The organism is Pseudomonas sp. NPDC087185 (assembly GCF_044744955.1).
Classification (GTDB): domain Bacteria; phylum Pseudomonadota; class Gammaproteobacteria; order Pseudomonadales; family Pseudomonadaceae; genus Aquipseudomonas.
Genome location: NZ_JBIUZK010000004.1, coordinates 79,354 through 96,674 on the forward strand (window position 1 = coordinate 79,354; position 17,321 = coordinate 96,674).

The 17,321-nt window shown below is 61.7% G+C and carries 16 protein-coding genes; 1 reads left to right on the forward strand and 15 read right to left on the reverse strand.

What is annotated here, in order from left to right:
* Positions 1–13: 13 nt before the first annotated feature.
* The 15 genes from trbL to prlC all read right to left on the reverse strand — a co-directional run bounded on the left by trbL (position 14) and on the right by prlC (position 16,656).
* Positions 14–1,705: a P-type conjugative transfer protein TrbL gene (gene trbL / locus ACIPIJ_RS14905; protein ID WP_401077709.1), complete on the reverse strand. Its 1,692-nt coding sequence runs from the start codon at positions 1,703–1,705 to the stop codon at positions 14–16.
* Between the two features lie 14 nt (positions 1,706–1,719).
* Complete coding sequence (gene trbK, locus ACIPIJ_RS14910; protein ID WP_401077711.1) at positions 1,720–1,965, reverse strand: entry exclusion lipoprotein TrbK; 246 nt, start codon at positions 1,963–1,965, stop codon at positions 1,720–1,722.
* A gap of 9 nt (positions 1,966–1,974) precedes the next feature.
* Complete coding sequence (trbJ, locus tag ACIPIJ_RS14915) at positions 1,975–2,754, reverse strand: P-type conjugative transfer protein TrbJ (RefSeq protein ID WP_401077712.1); 780 nt, start codon at positions 2,752–2,754, stop codon at positions 1,975–1,977.
* A 21-nt stretch (positions 2,755–2,775) separates the two neighbouring features.
* Positions 2,776–4,167, reverse strand: coding sequence for a TrbI/VirB10 family protein (locus ACIPIJ_RS14920; protein ID WP_401077713.1), 1,392 nt, complete (start codon positions 4,165–4,167; stop codon positions 2,776–2,778).
* Positions 4,168–4,173: 6 nt separating this feature from the next.
* Positions 4,174–4,617 carry a conjugal transfer protein TrbH gene (locus tag ACIPIJ_RS14925; RefSeq protein WP_401077715.1) on the reverse strand — a complete coding sequence of 148 codons (444 nt, stop codon included), beginning with the start codon at positions 4,615–4,617 and terminating at the stop codon, positions 4,174–4,176.
* A gap of 2 nt (positions 4,618–4,619) precedes the next feature.
* Complete coding sequence (gene trbG / locus ACIPIJ_RS14930; RefSeq protein WP_119688021.1) at positions 4,620–5,510, reverse strand: P-type conjugative transfer protein TrbG; 891 nt, start codon at positions 5,508–5,510, stop codon at positions 4,620–4,622.
* Positions 5,511–5,520: 10 nt separating this feature from the next.
* A complete protein-coding gene (locus ACIPIJ_RS14935) occupies positions 5,521–6,270 on the reverse strand; it encodes a conjugal transfer protein TrbF (protein WP_119688020.1) in 750 nt (249 codons plus the stop codon).
* The gene (locus ACIPIJ_RS14940) at positions 6,267–8,825 is read right to left on the reverse strand and encodes a VirB4 family type IV secretion/conjugal transfer ATPase (RefSeq protein ID WP_401077717.1); all 2,559 of its coding nucleotides are present in this window, start codon (positions 8,823–8,825) and stop codon (positions 6,267–6,269) included. Before ACIPIJ_RS14940 ends, ACIPIJ_RS14935 begins: the two co-directional genes overlap by 4 nt.
* The gene (locus ACIPIJ_RS14945; protein ID WP_401077719.1) at positions 8,822–9,133 is read right to left on the reverse strand and encodes a conjugal transfer protein TrbD; all 312 of its coding nucleotides are present in this window, start codon (positions 9,131–9,133) and stop codon (positions 8,822–8,824) included. Before ACIPIJ_RS14945 ends, ACIPIJ_RS14940 begins: the two co-directional genes overlap by 4 nt.
* Positions 9,134–9,136: 3 nt before the next feature.
* Positions 9,137–9,538: a conjugal transfer system pilin TrbC gene (gene trbC / locus ACIPIJ_RS14950; protein WP_401077720.1), complete on the reverse strand. Its 402-nt coding sequence runs from the start codon at positions 9,536–9,538 to the stop codon at positions 9,137–9,139.
* Positions 9,539–9,552: 14 nt separating this feature from the next.
* Complete coding sequence (gene trbB / locus ACIPIJ_RS14955) at positions 9,553–10,503, reverse strand: P-type conjugative transfer ATPase TrbB (protein ID WP_401078942.1); 951 nt, start codon at positions 10,501–10,503, stop codon at positions 9,553–9,555.
* Positions 10,504–11,069: 566 nt separating this feature from the next.
* A complete protein-coding gene (locus ACIPIJ_RS14960; RefSeq protein ID WP_401077721.1) occupies positions 11,070–12,128 on the reverse strand; it encodes a PA0069 family radical SAM protein in 1,059 nt (352 codons plus the stop codon).
* A 65-nt stretch (positions 12,129–12,193) separates the two neighbouring features.
* Positions 12,194–14,188, reverse strand: a complete 1,995-nt coding sequence (locus ACIPIJ_RS14965; RefSeq protein WP_401077723.1) for a M3 family metallopeptidase — start codon at positions 14,186–14,188, stop codon at positions 12,194–12,196.
* Positions 14,189–14,323: 135 nt separating this feature from the next.
* Positions 14,324–14,608 (reverse strand): YheV family putative zinc ribbon protein, encoded by a 285-nt coding sequence (locus ACIPIJ_RS14970; protein ID WP_401077725.1) that lies wholly within the window; start codon positions 14,606–14,608, stop codon positions 14,324–14,326.
* Positions 14,605–16,656: an oligopeptidase A gene (prlC, locus tag ACIPIJ_RS14975; RefSeq protein ID WP_401077727.1), complete on the reverse strand. Its 2,052-nt coding sequence runs from the start codon at positions 16,654–16,656 to the stop codon at positions 14,605–14,607. The genes ACIPIJ_RS14970 and prlC overlap by 4 nt, the downstream gene beginning before the upstream one ends.
* A gap of 102 nt (positions 16,657–16,758) precedes the next feature.
* Between prlC and ACIPIJ_RS14980 the strand changes: the two genes are divergently transcribed.
* A complete protein-coding gene (locus ACIPIJ_RS14980) occupies positions 16,759–17,307 on the forward strand; it encodes a gamma carbonic anhydrase family protein (protein WP_401077729.1) in 549 nt (182 codons plus the stop codon).
* The last annotated feature ends 14 nt before the right edge of the window (positions 17,308–17,321 follow it).

Below are 17,321 nucleotides of genomic sequence, written 5' to 3' on the forward strand. Positions count from 1 at the left end.
GAGCGCTCCTTGTTCAAGTCTTGTCCTGTTTGCTTTCACTGAAGCTCTTCACTTCGGCATCTGGCTCGAAATCACGGCTGGCCGATCGAGTGTCCATGGCTGCGCCCCGGGTTGATCCGGGATTGGAGATCTCCATGGCAAGCCGTCCACCTGCCGTTTTGTCGATTCGCGATTGGGCGACACGGCCCATGCCAGAGGCAAGGTTGGCCGTCATCTGCAGGGCAATACGGCCTGCATTGCCAACCCTGCTGGATGACGAGCTGGACGCACCTTCTCCCTTGCCGCCTTTGGCGCCGGAGCCGCCACCACTGGCCGCTTGTCCACCGGCATCGCCGCCACCCTGAGCCCCTGAACTGCTACCACTGCTTGATGCGGTTCCGGCCGCCCCGCCCTCAGCCCCTTCTCCTGAAGAGGACCCTGCGCCGCCCGCTGTTTCGGCTGACTGGCCAGAGGACGATGAAGCAGATGCCCCATCTGCGGACGAGGATTCTCCACCCGCAGAAGATGCTGTCTGCGCTGCCGCGCCGGACGAAGAAGGTGAAGTGCCCATAACGGAACCAAGGGGGCTAGCGCCGCCGGGGCTACCTGAGCCAGGGCTTCCCGGCCCTCCCAGCATTCCACTGACACGTGAGGCGATGTCCGTGCCGGCAGCAACACTCGACTGCGCCCCCTTGAAGGCTGAGGTCAAGGCTTGCATGCTGCCAACCAAGCTCGCTCCACCCGTCATCATCGCCGATGCGCCTTTACCCATGTAGGACGCAGCAGTAGTTGCCGCCCCCACAGCCGCACCTGCACTGAAATTGCCGATACCCGTAGAGGCGCTGCCCGCACCTCCGACCAGCGCCGCAATCATCGGGGGTATCTTGTTTACCAAGAACAGCAGCAATACCGACACGACCAGCATGACCGCAAGCTCCTGCACGGCGACATCGTCGCTGATTTTACTGGCAAAGGTCTGGATAAAGTCCTTACCAATTGCGATCAACAAGACCATGGCGAACAGCTGAGCGCCCACCCCAAGAACAGCTCGGTAGTAATTCGTGGCGATATCTGAAGTCCAACGCGAGCCACCGAAGCCCAAGAAGAACACGCCCGCATACAGCAGGAACCAGCTGGATGCGAGGAGCACCAACAGGTTGATACCGACGACCGCCAATACCAGCAAAATGGCGATAGCCATAAACTCCATGGTTATCTGGCGGCCCATTTCTCGCCAACTCAGCTGGTCCGTAGCCTCCACGGTTCGGTCATAAAGCTCGAAGCCCAGGTCGACAATGCTGGATGGCTTCAAATCGGTGCTGCCCAGCTTGCCAGCTTCAGATCCCAGTTGGCTCAAGGATTTGACGATCGAATCGGCAATTTGCAGACCGCCCATGGCATTTTTAAGTAGCCACCAATAGAAGCCGAACACCACGAGAAAACGAATGAACTCTGAAAAGAACTCTCCAATCTCGGCCTTGCGCAATAGCATCAGACCGAAAGTCCAGACCATCGATATGGTTGCCAACGCAAGGAACAACCGTTCAGCTGCCGACTGAATGGCAGGCAACCACTTTTCGGTTGCGTTATGGAACCTAACAAGCACCTCATTCATGATACCTGAGCTGCCCAACTGACTGTCCGCCGCATGGGCAAGCGTCGGCGTTGCAAGGCAAAAAGCAACCAGCAGTACTGTCAGGGCCAATTCCCGACGCTTACCAATCATCAGACTAGTCCACCTTAGAATTTGTCTTCAGGGCTTTTTTCAAACTTCCACTTGGTCATTTTCTTCGCTTTTAGGAAGCTATCGCAGGCGGCAGTAAATTCATTTCGGTTGGCTTCCTTCGACAGGCTAGCCAAGTTTTTTTCATACATGTCCGGCGCGCAGTTATCTGCCGTAGGCTCAGGTACCTTTTCCTCCAGGCAACCTGCCAGCGCAATGGCCATACCTGCAGCAAGCGCCAACTTATAGATCTTGAATTTCATATCCAGTCCTCAATAATTGTCTTCAGGGCTTTTTTTGTAATCCCAGGTGGTCAGCTTTTTCGCTTGAGCCTGACCACGGGCTTTTTCATCCAGCTCAGCCGCAGCACGGTTCGCTTCTGCGGTCTGCTGGGCTAGCATCAGGGTTCGCAACTGCAACAGTTGGTTCGCTTGCTGACTGGACAGTTGGTTGGCGTATTGAATGGCCTTGACCTGACCGTCTGCGGTCGTTGCAGCTTTTTGCAGATTTTCCAACTGCGAGGCGTCAGCCTTCAGATTTTCTTGCTGTTGCTTGATACTTTTGAACAGCGCGTCATTGGCAGTTTTTTGCGATTTGGATGTCATTTCCTCATGCTTCACGAGCGCTGCTCGATCGGCATCGGTGCACCCGCCGCCACTAAAGCATGGCGAACTCCGGTAGTAGCTGGTGTCCTGGAACTTGTCCAAATAAGAATCCAGGCTGCCCGCCTGATTGGTGTAGTAGTCGAGCATGTCCTGGGCTTGCATCAGCTTATTGATAGTGGAATTGGCCTCATCCCAGATATAAGCCGCTGGTGCCACCGTGTTCTTGATCATGTTCTCGTACTGATCAAGCTGGGTCTTGTACTGGCTGATCTGGGTGGTGTATTCCTCAACCTGCTTCAGCGTCTGAGCAATACTCTCGATCGACGTCACTTGATTCAAAGCAACGTTAGCGCCATCAATCACGGGAATACCGGCGTTCGCCTGCAGGGTGAATCCAATCCCGGCCAGCAACGCGATGGCAGGTTTCAACAAGTGCGTGGGCTTCATGTTGCTCTCCTTGGCGGTTTATCAGTAATCGAAGGACTGGTAAGGCTTCGAGAACGTCAGGTCCTTGGTCACCATCACGTTGAAGCGATAGCCCGGACGGATTTCCAGCGTCGGTGCGATGTTCATGTTCTTGGCGATCATCTGCGCGGTGACCTGGCCGAGTTGCTGGCCGAGTGCTTCGCTCATGGCGCTGCTGGCGGTTTCACGGTCGCTGCTGTCACCACTGGCGCGGTCCTGGCTGAGGCTGATACCGGCGACGATGCCCGACATCAACAAGGCCGAACCGAAGATCCGCACATAGTGGTTGTTGACCTTGTCTTCGAAGCCGGAGTAACCGCCCATGTCTGCGCCAGGCATCGAGCCGATATCCATCGCCTTGCCGTCTGGGAAGATGATGCGCTGCCAAGCCACCAACACACGCTTCTGGCCGTAGGCGACATCGCTGGAGTAGGCGCCGACCAAACGCGAGCCTTGTGGAAGCAGCAGGTGCTTGCCGGTGGCGGTGTCGTACACCGCCTGCGAGATCTGGGCCATGATCTGCCCCGGCAATTCGGAGTTGATGCCGGAAACCAACATGGCAGGAATCACGAACCCTGCACGCAGTTCGTAGGGGCTGCGTGGCGCCTGAGGGGTAGCGTCCAGGCGCCAGCGATCTTCCCCGGCGGCGTTGCCAAACTGCGAGTAGTCCTTACCGGCGCTGGACGAAGCTTGCATCAGGAACGGCGAATCACCCTGTGCTCCCCCACCCCCGCCAGCACCGCCACCAATGCCCGCAGAGCGCAATTCGGCCAGGCGAGCCTTGAAGGCCGCATTCGGATCGCTGCGCTGTTGCTCATCCAGACGCTGACGCGCTGCGGCGATGCGGGCCAGCGCATCCTGCTGACTGAACGGGCCGCCAGCGCCAGCAACATTACTCGAACCCGCACTGCGCGGCGCCGCGACCTGTACGGTGCTGCGCGCCTGAACGGCTTCCTGGAACTGCTGCATCTTCATGCGCCGAATGCGCTCCATCTCTTCGGCGTTGACATCCGGCGGCAGGTCACGTGGCGGCATGGGCGGCGCATCAAGGTTGGTCGGGCGCACGACCTGCAGGCCGGCCGGCTGGGCTTGTGTGTTGTCCAGCACCGGCAAAGCCGGCGGCTCGGCTTTGCTCGGGATGATGCCATCCGAGTCGATGCCGTTGATCTGCTGGGCGAACAGACTGCTGTTGCCGGCCTTTTCAGCTTCCTTCTCGGCCGGCTTGTTCTGGTTCTCGGCGCGGTCAGCGGCCACCATCAGCATGATCAGCAAAAAGACCATGGCGGCACCGCCAATGATGTACATCGGCCAGTTGTTGACCCGACGCACGCCACTCTTGCGGTTCAGCTTGCCAGGTGAGGCGTCCGGGGACATGGCATCGTTCATGTTAGTCATGGTTCGTCACTCCTTGCGCACCCAGGCTCCGGCGGCCAGCAGGCGCCCATTCTGTACCGCGAAGACACGGCTCAGGGATTCACGGCCGACCAGCAGGGTGACGCGGAACAGGTCGCTGTCCTTGGGGGCATCGACGATGTAGTTGACCGCCAGCGGGGCAACCTTGCCGGCCGGGGCCGGCGCAGGCTGCGCCTTCGGGTCGAACTCCTGTACCGAGAAGCCCGAGGCACGCAGCGTGCGGACCAGGGAAGCCCCATAAACGTCCTGGGTGTCCTGATTGATCCGCAGGTGCGTGCTGGCCGGCGGGTACACCACGGCCAACTGGCGCACGCTGGCGAAGGCCAGTTGCTGGTTGATCGCCGGCGTGGTGCGCTCGGCGAAGTTGCCATACGGGCCGCTGGCACAAGCGACCAAGCCCAGGCAGGCAAACAGTGCGATCCATGCGCGCATCATCATTTACCCCGCTGGATGGTGACACGGTCCTGGGACTTGCCGACGCCGGCCACCAGGATCGCTTTGTCGAACACGGTGTCGACGATGTAGCGGTCACCCTGGATGCGGTAGTTGACCATCACGGTCTCGTCATCCTTGAACCAGCCACCGTCCTTGCGCACTACCAGCAGCGATGGCGCTTCGGTCTGGGCCATGCTGCGCGGCATCTGGATGATGGTCTTGCTGCCGTCGTTGTAGACACGAACCGGCTTCCACGAGGTGTCGCCGTCGACCTTGTAGTCGAAGCTCAGGTTGCCCAGATACTCACCGGTCTCCGGGATGGTCGCCTTCTTGCGCTCGGTGGCTTCGCGGTTCTTGATCAGGTTCCATTTCGCCAGCGCCTCTTCCGGGTAGGTGAAGGCCACCTGCGGCATGTACTGGGTACGGTGCGAACGCAGCTTGAAGTGGTAGGTGCGGCGGTTGGTGGTGACCACCAGCGAGGTCTCCAGGCCCACGTCCATCGGCTTGATGATCAGGTGCTGCACTTCGCTGTCGCCAACGCCGGTGATGGCCGGCTCGACTGTCCAGCGCGCGGTGTCGCCGAGGTTGATCGAGTTGACCTGCTCACCGGCCTGCAGGGCAATGTCGCATACCTGCAGCACGGCGCAGACGATGCTCGGCTGCTGGGCGCCGTAGATGAAGCGGGCGGTGCCGTCGCCGCCGTCCACAGGCTTGATGCCGGTGGCGCTGGCCTGCTGCCAACGCTGGGAGATGGCCAGTGCGGCCTTTTCCTGCGGGGTCAGGGTCGGGTTGGCATCGGAGAAGTACAGATCGGCCTGGCTGGTTCCTGGCGCGGCCTGCGCGAACGCGGGCAGGAGTGCCGCGAGCATGGCGCAAAGGTAACGGTTCATGGTCGGTCCTTCAGAGTTGCTTGGACCAGGAGAAGTCGCGCACGTACGTCCCGATCGGGTTCATCCGTACTTGCTCTTCGCTGGTCTGGGTAGTGGGTTCGGCGGTATAGGTGGTGACCAGGGCACGCCAGTTGGCTTTGTCCTTGACCAGGCCTTGGCGGTCACGGGTGACCTCTTGCCAGTCCACCTGCCAAGTTTCCGGGGTCTGCTGCATGACCGAGCGGATGTCGATGCTGACGGTCTCTTCCGCAGCGCGAACGAAGGGGCTCGATTCCTTGGTGCCATTGAGCCATTCGTTCATTTTCTGGGTGGCCGGGTCGTTCGGGCCCAGCAGCGCGTAAATGCGGAAAATCGACTTGCGCAGCAAGGCGACGTCCGGCGTCACCGTGCGCGCATCGGTGATGAACGAAGCCATCTGCGACTTCACCACACGCAGGTCGACCGGCATTGCCACCTGGGCCGGTGCAACGGCCATGGGCTGGCCAAGCTTGTCGACCTCCACCACATACGGCACGAACTTGGACTGGCTGCCGATATGGATGATGCCGCCGACACCGGCGAGGGCGACCATCATCGACAGGATACCCACCACCTGCCAGGACTGGCGCGAAGTGACCAGGCTACCGACATGATCGTTCCAGGTACGACGGGCGGTCAGGTACGGGTTTTCGAGTGCGGCGCCCTTGGGCTGCGCGCTCTCGGCAGAAGCTTTAGCGGGGCGTTTCTGCACCATCCCCTTGATGCTTTCGGCAAGGCTCATGCGGCCACTCCATAGTCATTCAGTCTGAGGCCCCTGGCTGCCAGCCACTCGGCTACCCAGGCATCGCCGTACTTGGATTCCAGGCGCTTGATGGCAGCCACCGACTCCTTGTCGGACGAGCCGACAAAGGCCAGGGCCAACGGGCCCAGGGCCAGGTCGTAGAGGCGTCGGCCGTTTTCCGACACGTAGTAGTACTGGCGCTTGGGAATAGCGGTGGCGAGGATCTCGATCTGCCGGGCGTTCAGGCCCATGCGTCGGTAGAGGGCAGCGGTGTCCTCGTCGCGGGCATAGACGTTGGGCAGGAAGATCTTGGTGGCGGTGGACTCGACGATTACGTCGAGGATCCCCGAGTTGGCCGCATCCGACAGGCTCTGGGTGGCCATCAGCACCAGGCAGTTGGCCTTACGCAATACCTTCAGCCATTCGCGGATCTTCTCGCGGAAGGCCGGGTGGCCAAGCATCAGCCAGGCTTCGTCGAGGATGATCACCGCCGGCTGGCCCTTGAGCGCGCACTCGATACGGCGGAACAGGTACAGCAGCACCGGCAGGGCGTACTTGTCGCCCAGGTTCATCAGTTCCTCGATCTCGAACACGGTGAAGTCGGACAGCGCCAGGCCGTCTTCCTCGGCGTCGAGCAGGTGGCCCATGGTGCCGTCGACCGTGTACTGGCGCAGGGTCTCGCGGACCGCTTCGTCCTGCACGATGATGCAGAACTCGGACAAGGTGCGCGAACCGTCGCGGAACATGGTCATCACCGCGTGGCCGATCTCGTTGCGCTGAGCGGCGGTGGTTTCCAGGCCATTGAGCGCCAGCACGGTGTCCAGCCACTCCATTGCCCAGGCGCGGTCGCCCTTGGTTTCCAGGAACTGCAGCGGGCAGAAGGCCAAGCGCTCGTCGTCCGCCGCCACGGTGAAGTGGCGCCCCGATTCACCGCCGCTTTCAGCGCGAATGCCGGCTGCCAGCGGGTACATGGACATGCCCTTGTCGAAGGCGAAGATCGACATGCCCTTGTAGCGGCGCAATTGGGCCGCGATCAACGCCAGGTGCGTCGACTTACCGGCACCGGTGGGGCCGAACATGAAGGTGTGGCCCAGGTCACGCACGTGCAGGTTGAGGCGGAACGGCGTGGCACCGCTGGTCACGCAGTGCATCAGCGCCGGCGACAGCGGCGGGTAGAGCGGGCAGGGGGCATCGGCACTACCGGTCCAGATGCTGCTGGTGGGCAGCAGGTCGGCCAGATTGAGGGTGTTGATCAATGGCCGGCGTACGTTCTCCACGCCGTGACCCGGCAGGCTACCGAGGTAGGCATCGAGGGTGTTGATGGTTTCGATACGCGCGGCGAAGCCCAGGCGTTCGATGGCTTTCTCGACGCTGCGCGCTGCCTCTTCCAGCTGCGCACGGTCCTCGTTCATCAGCACTACGACGCTGGTGTAGTAACCCTGCGCGACGAGGCCGGAGTTGACCTCGGCGATTGCATCGGCGGCATCCTGCACCATGGCCAGGGCGTCCTGGTCGATGTTGCCATTGTTGGTGTTGAACACCTGGTCGAAGAAGCCGCGGACTTTCTGCTTCCACTTCTTGCGGTATTTCTCCAGGTGCTGCACCGCCTCGTGGGTGTCCATGAAGATGAAGCGGCTGGACCAGCGGTATTCGCAAGGCAGCTCGGCCAATGCCGAGAGGATGCCGGGGGCCGACTCCAGCGGGAAGCCTTCGATGGCCACCACCTGGACGAAGTTGCGACCAATCTTCGGCACCACGCCCCCCCAAAGTTCCTTTCCGCCGATCACGGCGTCCAGGTACATCGGGTTGCTCGGCAGCAGTACCGGTTGGCTTACGCCGGTGACACAGAACTGCACCCAGCTGAGCAGGTCGTCGTGGGTGATTTCAGCACCTTCCTCGGTAACCATGCGGTTGCCCTTCAGGCGTGTCAGCTTGAGCACTGACGACAAGCTGCCTTCGACGCTGAGGCAATCACGCTTGAACTGCTCGATCAGGTTGCGGGTGCGGGCCTTGTGGTCCGGTGGCGGCGTGTCGTCGTCGAACATCAGCTCGACGAATTTCTGCTGGGCCAGCATCGGCGGGAAGTAGGTGAGGGTCAGCACGAAGTAGCCTTCGTACATGGTCCCCAGCGATTCGAAATACGACCGGCGCTCTGCGTCCATCGCCTCGGTCAGGCTGTCGGCAAAATGCGAGACGCCCTTGGCGGAATAGTTCGACGCCGGGCGGCGCACTGCGTCGACGTGAATCATCCAGCCATTGCCCAGGCCAGCCAGGGCCTGGTTGATACGCAGCGACACCAGCTCGCGCTGAGCTTCGGTGCTGCTGGCGTTGTCGTCACCACGGTAAAGCCAGGCGGCCATGAAGGCACCGTTCTTGCCCACGATCACGCCGTCATCAACCATCGCGGCATGGTTCAGCAGGTCGGCCAGGCCAGCATCCTTGGAGCGATGCTTTTTCAGCTTGAGTTCGGCATCCACCTGCAGCAGGCGCTGAACCAGCAGCAGGACCAGCAAGGCACCGAGGGCTGCGATGGCATACGCAATACCTTCGATCATTTGTATTGACTTCCCTGACTTGGAGGATTGTCCCTGAACGGCGTGCTACGCGCCGCGTAGTAGGACTTGTAGCGCCGGTGGCGCAGGTAGACGAGGCGCATCTTCGGGTCGGACTTGGCCATCACGCGGAGCATGAACAGTGCGCCGAACCACAGCACCAGGCCGACCACGGTTGCCCGTACCTCCTGGGCACTGAAGATCAGCGCGAAGGCGAGCAACCCGGAAAACATCACCAGCTCGCGATCCCCGCCCATGAACAGGTTGTCCCGGTTGCCGGCCCGCCGGATGGGAATCGTGCGCAGTGCCATGGCTCAGACCTGACCCTGTACCAGGCTCTGCTGCGGCAGCGGCAGCAACTGCGCCAGCTCGGCACTGGTGCCGAAGAAGCTGCTCATGATGTTGTTGGCACCGACGATCAGCGCCATCACCAGCACCAGGAAGATCAGGGTGCGGAAGAAGCCGTTGAGGTCGCCGCCAAAGATCAGCACGCCGCCAGCGACGACGATGCCAATGATCGACAGGGCGAAGGCGACCGGGCCTGTTACCGACTTGCGCAGGGATTCCAGCCAGCTTTCATAGGGCAGCGTGCCGCTACCGGCGGTGGAGGCAAAAGCGTTTTCCGGGGTGACCATCACGTACAGCATCAGCAGGCAGAGCGCCAGGTAGCCAAACGTTTGGGCGTTGAAACGGGACAGCGAAGTGTTGGCGTGCATGTGCAGTGTTTTCCTTAGAGATTGCGCATGATGTAACGGCCGTTTTCGTATCCGGAAACCTCGAGGATCTCCTGGATGCGACGGCCTTCTGGGGTTCTGGCGATGGAAATGACGACGTGAACCGCTTCGCCAATCAGCGGCTCGATTTCGGCCGGGGCCGATTTGTTGCGGGAAACCAAGGATTTCAGACGGGTCAGCCCTTCGCTGGCGCTGTTGGCGTGCAAGGTTGCCGCGCCGCCGGGGTGGCCGGTGTTCCAGGCATCGATCAGGTCGAGTGCCTCCTCGCCACGCACCTCGCCGACCAGGATGCGGTCCGGGCGCATGCGCAGGGAGGTCTTGAGCAAGTGGGTCATGCTCACATCGACGGTGGTGTGGTACTGCACGAAGTTTTTCGCCGCGCACTGGATTTCGCCGGTGTCCTCGATGATGAACACGCGCTCGCTGGGGAACTCGACGACCATTTCGTTGATGACGGCGTTGACCAGGGTGGTCTTGCCGGTACCGGTACCGCCGATGACCAGAATGTTGCGGTGATCGCGGATGGCGCGCTTGATGGCATCGCACTGGATCGGCGTCATGATGGCCGATTCCACATACTGGTCGAGGGTGTAGATCGCCACCGCCTTTTTACGGATGGCGAACGTGGCCGCGCGGACCACCGGGGGCAGCTGGCCGGCGAAACGCGAACCGTCCAGCGGCCACTCGCCTTCGAGCAGGGGCTTGCTGCGGGTCACTTCCTTGCCGTGGTAACCGGCCACGGTCTTGATGATGGACTCGGCCTGCGCAGGGCGCAGGTCACCGATGTGCTTCATCGGCTGCCCGAGCTTTTCGAGCCAGAGCTTGCCGTCGCCATTGCACATCAGCTCGACGGTCTGCGGATCGTTGAGCGCGTCGATGATGAGAGGGCCGGCATCGCGCTCCAGCTTTTTCTTGGCGCGATCTTTCAGGCTGCCAGTTTCTGCAATGTCCACACTAATCGTCCATGAAATAATGGCCGCCCACAGTAATGGGCGAGCTATTCAAGCTCCCTGCTGGTGCAGGTCATCGAACTAATGGCGAATCGAAAACCCTCTTCGCTCGAAGTAACCTGCCAGGGCTGGCGAAATTTCTTCGAGTTATGCGAGGCAATTCACAAGGGCGCGCAGAGTACCCGAGCAACAAATGTTAACGAAATAGTAAATTTCCTACAGCCGTGTAAGCATTTTCCTACACGCCTGGAACTAACGTTCCACTTGACTGATAAGTCAAAACGCCTGAAACAGGCGAGGAATCAGGGCTCCAGCGTTGATCCATATCACTAGAGCATCTAATCGCCATCATGTTTGCCATTACTCTGCGCTTCAAAAAGTGGACGGAGTTCACATTTGCGCGCGACGTATTCTTACCCACGAAATGACAAAAATCGCTTTTGCCACTACGGACGCTTCAACTAAAGGCCAAACTTTCAAAGTTGCCATCTATGTGCCATCACATGATATCAATTAGATATCATCCTAAAGTTTCGGCGGTGACATTTACAGTTCAGAAAAGTTCAAAACAATGCCAGTTGGCCACCCGGTGGACAGAAACGAGTGCAATCGAGTGTCTGCGCCTCCCGCCCTTCGAATTCCAGTTTGCGCATGGCCTTGGCGAAACGTTGCGCCAGTAATTCGGCAAATACCCCCTCGCCACGCATCCGTGCACCAAAGCGGCTGTCATACAGCTCGCCTCCCCGGCTCTGGCGAATCAGGCTCAACACATGGCTGGCGCGCTGTGGGTAGTGGTCCTGCAGCCACTGCTCGAACAGCGGCGCCACTTCTAACGGCAGGCGCAGCATCATGTAGGCCGCGCTCTGCGCGCCAGCGTCCTTGGCGGCTTCGAGCAGGCGCTCCAGCTCGCTGTCGTTGATCATCGGAATCATCGGCGAACACAGCACGCCCACTGGCACACCGGCCTCGCGCAGCACCCGGATCGCGCGCAGGCGGGCCTTGGGCGATGCCGCACGTGGTTCGAGCACACGCTTGAGGTCGTCGTCCAGGGTGGTCAGGCTGATCATCACCCGCGCCAACCGTTGGCCGGCCATCTCGGCCAGCAGGTCCAGATCGCGCAATACCAGCGCGCCTTTGGTGACGATGGTCACCGGGTGGCGAAACCGCAGCAGCACTTCCAGCAGCCGCCGGGTCAACTGCTGCTCGCGCTCGATTGGCTGGTAGGGATCGGTGTTGGAACCCAGGTTGATCGGCGCGCAGACGTAGCCTGGCTTGCTGAGCTGCTGTTCGAGCACCTCGGCGGCGTTGGTCTTGGCGATCAGCTTGGTTTCGAAATCCAGGCCGGGGGACAGGTCCCAATAGGCGTGCGAGGGGCGGGCATAGCAGTAGATGCAGCCATGCTCGCAGCCTCGATAGGGGTTGATGGAGCGGTCGAACGGCAGGTCGGGCGAGGTGTTGCGGCTGATGACGGTCTTGGCGGTTTCGATCCGCACCTCGGTACCCTGGGTGAGCGGCACCTCCTGGTACCAGCCGTCATCCTCCGCCACCGAATGCTTTGGGGCGAAGCGGTTATGTGGATTGTGCGCCGTGCCACGGCCTTTTTGCGGTGCTAGAGGAATCATGGCTCACCCCTGTACTGTATTTATATACAGTACAGAAGACATTCGAATCTTGCCAGCACCTCCGGTCAGGCCAGCCCGTGCCAACGCAGGTAGGCAGCCTGGCTGGGCGTGCGCCCGAGGAACGCTTGAATGCCCTCGAGCAGCGGGCGCGAGGCACCCGGTTCGAACAACGCCTCCTGCAGTGCCCGGCCTGTTTCGCGGTCCAGCAAGCCCTGCGGTGCGAAGCGGCTGAATAGGTCGAAGGCATGGACATCCGCCCACAGGTAGGCGTAATAGCCCGCATCGTAGCCATTGACCAGGTGGTCGAAGGCCTGCGCGGGGTGCTCGAAATCCGCCAGCGGCCAGTAGCCGCAGCGCGCGCGGGCATCCTCGAGGCGCTGCACCAGCGTCCTGCCGTCCTGGGGCGTGCCGTGCAGGTCAAGGTCGAACAGCGCAAGGCTCAGGTCACGGCCAATTTCCTCGATGCTTTCCTGCCGGAACTGGCTCAGATACACCTCGGCCTCGGCCTGGTTCAGCCCGCTACCAGCCAGGTTCGGCACGGCGATGCCCGCCAGATAGCCCGCATCCCAGACCCAACGCTCCAGCAGTTTGCCGAACAGCTCCGCACCATCGGTACCCAGCTCCGTGACATTGGACATGACATGGTTGCTGGTGCGCACCAGCAGATGATGCAGCGCATGGCCGAACTCGTGATACAGCTTGCGCAGCGACAGGTGGTCCAGAAGCGGCTCGGCACCAGGCAGCGCGGCCGGGATATCGCTGTTCACCACCACGACCGCCGCCTGGTAGATGCCCTCGGCATCGACCCGGCGGTTGCGCACGTAGGTGGTGAACACGGCATCAGCCTGCTTGCCGGCGTGTTGTACGGCGTCCAGGTAGAACAGGCCGATGCGGGCGTGGTCCTGCCACACCTCGAAGGCCTGCACGCTGTCGTCCCAGCACGGCAGCGGCGTGGGCCGCAATTCCAGGGCAAATAGCTGCTGTGCCAGCTGTCTCAATGCGGTGACCACGTCGCGCAACGGGAAGTGCTCGCGAAACGCCTGCGTGGAATGCGCGGCATCCGCCACGCTTTGCAGGTAAGCGATATCCCAAGGCTGCACAGGCGTCAGGCCCTGCACCACGGCCTTTTGCTCCAGGCGTGAGCGCCATTGCTGCAGGGCAGGTTTGACCCCAGCCGCCAGGCTGTGCAAAAACTCAACGACCTGGCTGACTGAGCCAGCACTCTTGGCCTTCAAGCTCAGTTCGGGGTGGCTGGCGAAACCGAGCAGGCGAGCTTTTTCCTCCAGCAATTCGGCCAGGCGCTGCAGGCGCGTACCGTTGTCCTCCTGCAGTTCACTGCTGACGCCACGGGTGTGGTAGGCGCGGTAGAGCCTTTCGCGCAAGGGGCGATGCTCGGCTTGCCGCAGCACGGCCTCGGTGGCGGCGCTTTCGCAGGCGACCAGCCAGCCTTGCACGCCAACTTCAGAGGCCCGCGCGGCCAGCTCGTCGCGCAGCCTTTGGGAAAGGCCGCGCAGTTCGCTTGGGTCGTCGACCAGCAGCCCAGGCCGGTGGATGTTTAACAAGAACGCGTCGCGCAAGGCCACGATCTGTGCCTGCAGCTCAACCAGGCGAGCCTTGTCGCTGATGGCGAGTGAAGCGCCACTGGCGGCAAATTTGCCGAGGTGCCAGCGCAGCGTGGTGCGTTGCATGGCGTCCAGATTCAGGCCCAGATCACTGGCCGCCAGGCGCTCGTACAACGCCCGCAACGTGCTGTTGCTGAACTTCTGGTCGAAACGCGCAATCGTGCGGTCGTAGAAACCACCAATGGCTTCGCCCCAGACCGAATCCTTACCCACCAACGGGAATACGGCGTAAAGCACGCCCAGTAACTGCGCATCCAAGCCATCCACCGCCAGCACCAGGTCATCCCAGGTGGGCAGTGGCTGCTGCTGTTCGATGATGCGCGCGATACCCTGCTCGTGCGCCAGCAGTACATGGTCGAACGCACCCGCCATGTTTTCCAGGGTGATCGACGGGTAATCGATGGGGGTGTTGCTGCTTTGCAGAAGGGGGTTGTGCATGAGGCTGCGCCTGCTCGAGTTGAAGAGCGAGCGAGCATGCAGGGCCGGCGAACAGCGGGTGGCCTGCCTATCTACCACCCCAGGCCAGGGAGGGGCGTGCCTACCCGGGCAAGGTGCCCGGGCAGCACGATGGCCTTACTCGGCCGGCTTTTTCAGCTTGGGGTTGGGGAAGAACTGCACGGTCTGCACCTTGGCCGGCGCCGCTGCCTTGGGCGCCAGGAGGTTGACCCGCGTGACCAGCTCCTTGGGTACCGACAGGCCTTGCTCGTTCAGGGTGTCGGTGAAGCCGCAGGCCACGCACTCACGGTGCGGCACATCGTCTTCGCTCCACATCATCAGCTTGTCCGGCTCGCTGCATGCCGGGCACACAGCCCCGGCGATGAAGCGCTTCTTGGTCTTGTTCACAGCTACCTCGCTCATGCCGCCGCGCCTTCGCTCAGCCCGCAGTGGCGCAGCAATGCATCGATGGACGGCTCACGGCCACGGAAGTCGACGAACAGCACCATCGGCTCACGCGAACCACCACGGGCCAGGATCGCCTCGCGGAAGGCGCGGCCAGTCTCGGCGTTCAGCACGCCTTCTTCCTCGAAACGCGAGAAGGCGTCGGCCGACAGCACTTCGGCCCATTTATAGCTGTAGTAGCCCGCCGCGTAACCGCCAGCAAAGATGTGCGCGAAGCTGTTGGGGAAGCGGTTGTACGCCGGTGGGCGCATGACCGTGACCTCGTCGCGCACGCCTTCGAGCACTTGCAGCACACTGCGTCCATCGCCATGGCTTGCGTGCAGCTCGAAGTCGAACAACGAGAACTCCAGCTGGCGCACCATCATCATGCCCGACTGGAAGTTCTTCGCCGCCAGCATCTTGGCCAGCAGGTCCTGGGGCAGGGCATCGCCGGTTTCGTAATGGCCGGAGATCAGCGCCAGGCCTTCAGGCTCCCAGCACCAGTTTTCCATGAACTGGCTTGGCAATTCGACCGCATCCCAGGCCACGCCATTGATACCGGACACGCCGGCATGCTCGATGCGGGTCAGAAGATGGTGCAGGCCGTGGCCGAACTCGTGGAACAGGGTAGTGACTTCATCGTGGGTCAGCAGCGCAGGCTTGCCAGGCGCCGCCGGGGTGAAGTTGCACACCAGGTTGGCCACCGGGCTCTGCAGCTCGCCGTCAGCAGTGCGGCGACGGTCGCGGGCGCCGTCCATCCAGGCGCCACCACGCTTGTTGGCGCGGGCATAAAGGTCGAAGAAGAAGCGGCCGACGTGCTGGCCATTTTCCTTGATCTCGAACAAGCGCACGTCGGGGTGCCAGCTGTCGAAGCCCTTCAGTTCGGCGATTTCGATGCCATACAGGCGCTGGACGATGCTGAACAGGCCAGACAACACCTTGTCGATCGGGAAGTAGGCACGCAGAGTTTCCTGCGAAACGCTGTACCGCTGCTCGCGCAGTTTCTCGCCGAAGTAACCGGCATCCCAGCTGGCCAGCTCGGCGCAGCCTTGCTCGGCGGCGTAGGCCTTGAGCTGCTCCAGGTCCTGGGCGGCGAACGGCTTGGAACGCTTGGCCAGGTCACGCAGGAAGCTCAGCACCTGGTCGCTGGATTCGGCCATCTTGGTCGCCAGGCTGAGTTCTGCGTAGTTCTTGTAGCCCAGCAGAGTGGCCAGTTCCTGACGCAGGTCGAGGATCTCGCGCATCACCGGGCCGTTGTCGAACTGGCCGGCGTTCGGGCCCTGGTCCGAAGCACGGGTGCAGTAGGCGGCGTACAGCTCTTCGCGCAGGGCGCGGTCGCTGGCGTAGGTCATCACCGCGTAGTAGCTGGGGAATTCCAGGGTGATCAGCCAGCCGTCGAGGCCCTTGGCCTGGGCGGCTGCGGCCATTTGCGCCTTGGCCGAGTCGGTCAGGCCGGCCAGCGCGGCTTCATCGGTGACGTGCTTGGTCCAGGCCTGGGTGGCGTCGAGCAGCTGATTGGAGAAGCGGCTGCCCAGCTCGCTGAGCTTGCTTTGCACTTCGGCGTAACGCTGCTGCTGTTCGGCCGGCAGATCGATACCCGACAGGCGGAAGTCACGCAGGGCGTGCTCGAGGATGGTTTTTTGCGCCACGTCGAAGCCAGCGGCCTCAGGGCTGTTGATCAACGCCTCATAGGCTTCGAACAGCGCACGGTTCTGGCCCAGTTCGGTAGAGTAGGCGCTCAACGCCGGCAGGCACGACTCGTAGGCCTCGCGCAGCTCTTTGCTGTTGCACACCGCATTGAGGTGGCTGACCGGGCTCCAGGCGGCGCCCAGGCGGTCATTGAGTTCGTCCATGGCCAGTACCAGGCCAGCCCAGGTGGGGTTCTTGCCTTGCTTTTCGAGGATCTCGGCAATGGCTTTACGGTTGTCGGCCAGGATCGCTTCGATCGCCGGCAGCACGTGTTCGGCACGGATCGCCGAGAAGGGCGGCAGATCATAGGACTGCAGAAGTGGGTTGTTCGCACTCACGGTTTGGCTACCTTGGCAGAAGAAACACTGCCCCATCTTAATTACAATCGACGCCGACCGCAGCAGGCAGCCTGCCTATCGGCACAGATGAGAGACCCTATCATGGCCATTCGAAGCTTCCAGCAACACACTCCGAAAGTTGGACCACGGGCCTTCATCGACCGTTCGGCGGTGGTGCTGGGCGATGTGGAGATCGGTGAAGACAGCTCGGTATGGCCGCTGACGGTGATCCGCGGCGACATGCACCGCATCCGCATCGGCGCGCGCACCAGCGTGCAGGACGCGAGCGTGCTGCACATCACCCACGCCGGCCCGTTCAACCCCGACGGCTTCCCGCTGATCATTGGCGACGAAGTGACCATCGGCCACAAAGTCATGCTGCATGGCTGTACCCTGGGCAACCGCATCCTGGTCGGCATGGGCAGCACGATCATGGACGGCGCCATCGTCGAAGACGAAGTGATCATCGGCGCCGGCAGCCTGGTACCGCCCAGCAAACGCCTGGAGAGCGGCTACCTGTACGTCGGCAGCCCAGTGAAACAGGCCCGGCCACTGACCGACAAGGAACGCGCCTTCTTCCCCTACAGCGCCGGCAACTACGTGAAACTCAAGGACCAGCACCTGGCCGAAGGCTACGACCGCCCGGAATGAACCTGACTACCGAG

Coding starts and splice junctions, on each gene's coding strand:
- trbL (WP_401077709.1), bottom strand. CDS start 1,705: ATGATTGGTAAGCGTCGGGAATTGGCCCTGACAGTACTGCTGGTTGCT.
- trbK (WP_401077711.1), bottom strand. CDS start 1,965: ATGAAATTCAAGATCTATAAGTTGGCGCTTGCTGCAGGTATGGCCATT.
- trbJ (WP_401077712.1), bottom strand. CDS start 2,754: ATGAAGCCCACGCACTTGTTGAAACCTGCCATCGCGTTGCTGGCCGGG.
- ACIPIJ_RS14920 (WP_401077713.1), bottom strand. CDS start 4,167: ATGACTAACATGAACGATGCCATGTCCCCGGACGCCTCACCTGGCAAG.
- ACIPIJ_RS14925 (WP_401077715.1), bottom strand. CDS start 4,617: ATGCGCGCATGGATCGCACTGTTTGCCTGCCTGGGCTTGGTCGCTTGT.
- trbG (WP_119688021.1), bottom strand. CDS start 5,510: ATGAACCGTTACCTTTGCGCCATGCTCGCGGCACTCCTGCCCGCGTTC.
- ACIPIJ_RS14935 (WP_119688020.1), bottom strand. CDS start 6,270: ATGAGCCTTGCCGAAAGCATCAAGGGGATGGTGCAGAAACGCCCCGCT.
- ACIPIJ_RS14940 (WP_401077717.1), bottom strand. CDS start 8,825: ATGATCGAAGGTATTGCGTATGCCATCGCAGCCCTCGGTGCCTTGCTG.
- ACIPIJ_RS14945 (WP_401077719.1), bottom strand. CDS start 9,133: ATGGCACTGCGCACGATTCCCATCCGGCGGGCCGGCAACCGGGACAAC.
- trbC (WP_401077720.1), bottom strand. CDS start 9,538: ATGCACGCCAACACTTCGCTGTCCCGTTTCAACGCCCAAACGTTTGGC.
- ACIPIJ_RS14960 (WP_401077721.1), bottom strand. CDS start 12,128: ATGATTCCTCTAGCACCGCAAAAAGGCCGTGGCACGGCGCACAATCCA.
- ACIPIJ_RS14965 (WP_401077723.1), bottom strand. CDS start 14,188: ATGCACAACCCCCTTCTGCAAAGCAGCAACACCCCCATCGATTACCCG.
- ACIPIJ_RS14970 (WP_401077725.1), bottom strand. CDS start 14,608: ATGAGCGAGGTAGCTGTGAACAAGACCAAGAAGCGCTTCATCGCCGGG.
- ACIPIJ_RS14980 (WP_401077729.1), top strand. CDS start 16,759: ATGGCCATTCGAAGCTTCCAGCAACACACTCCGAAAGTTGGACCACGG.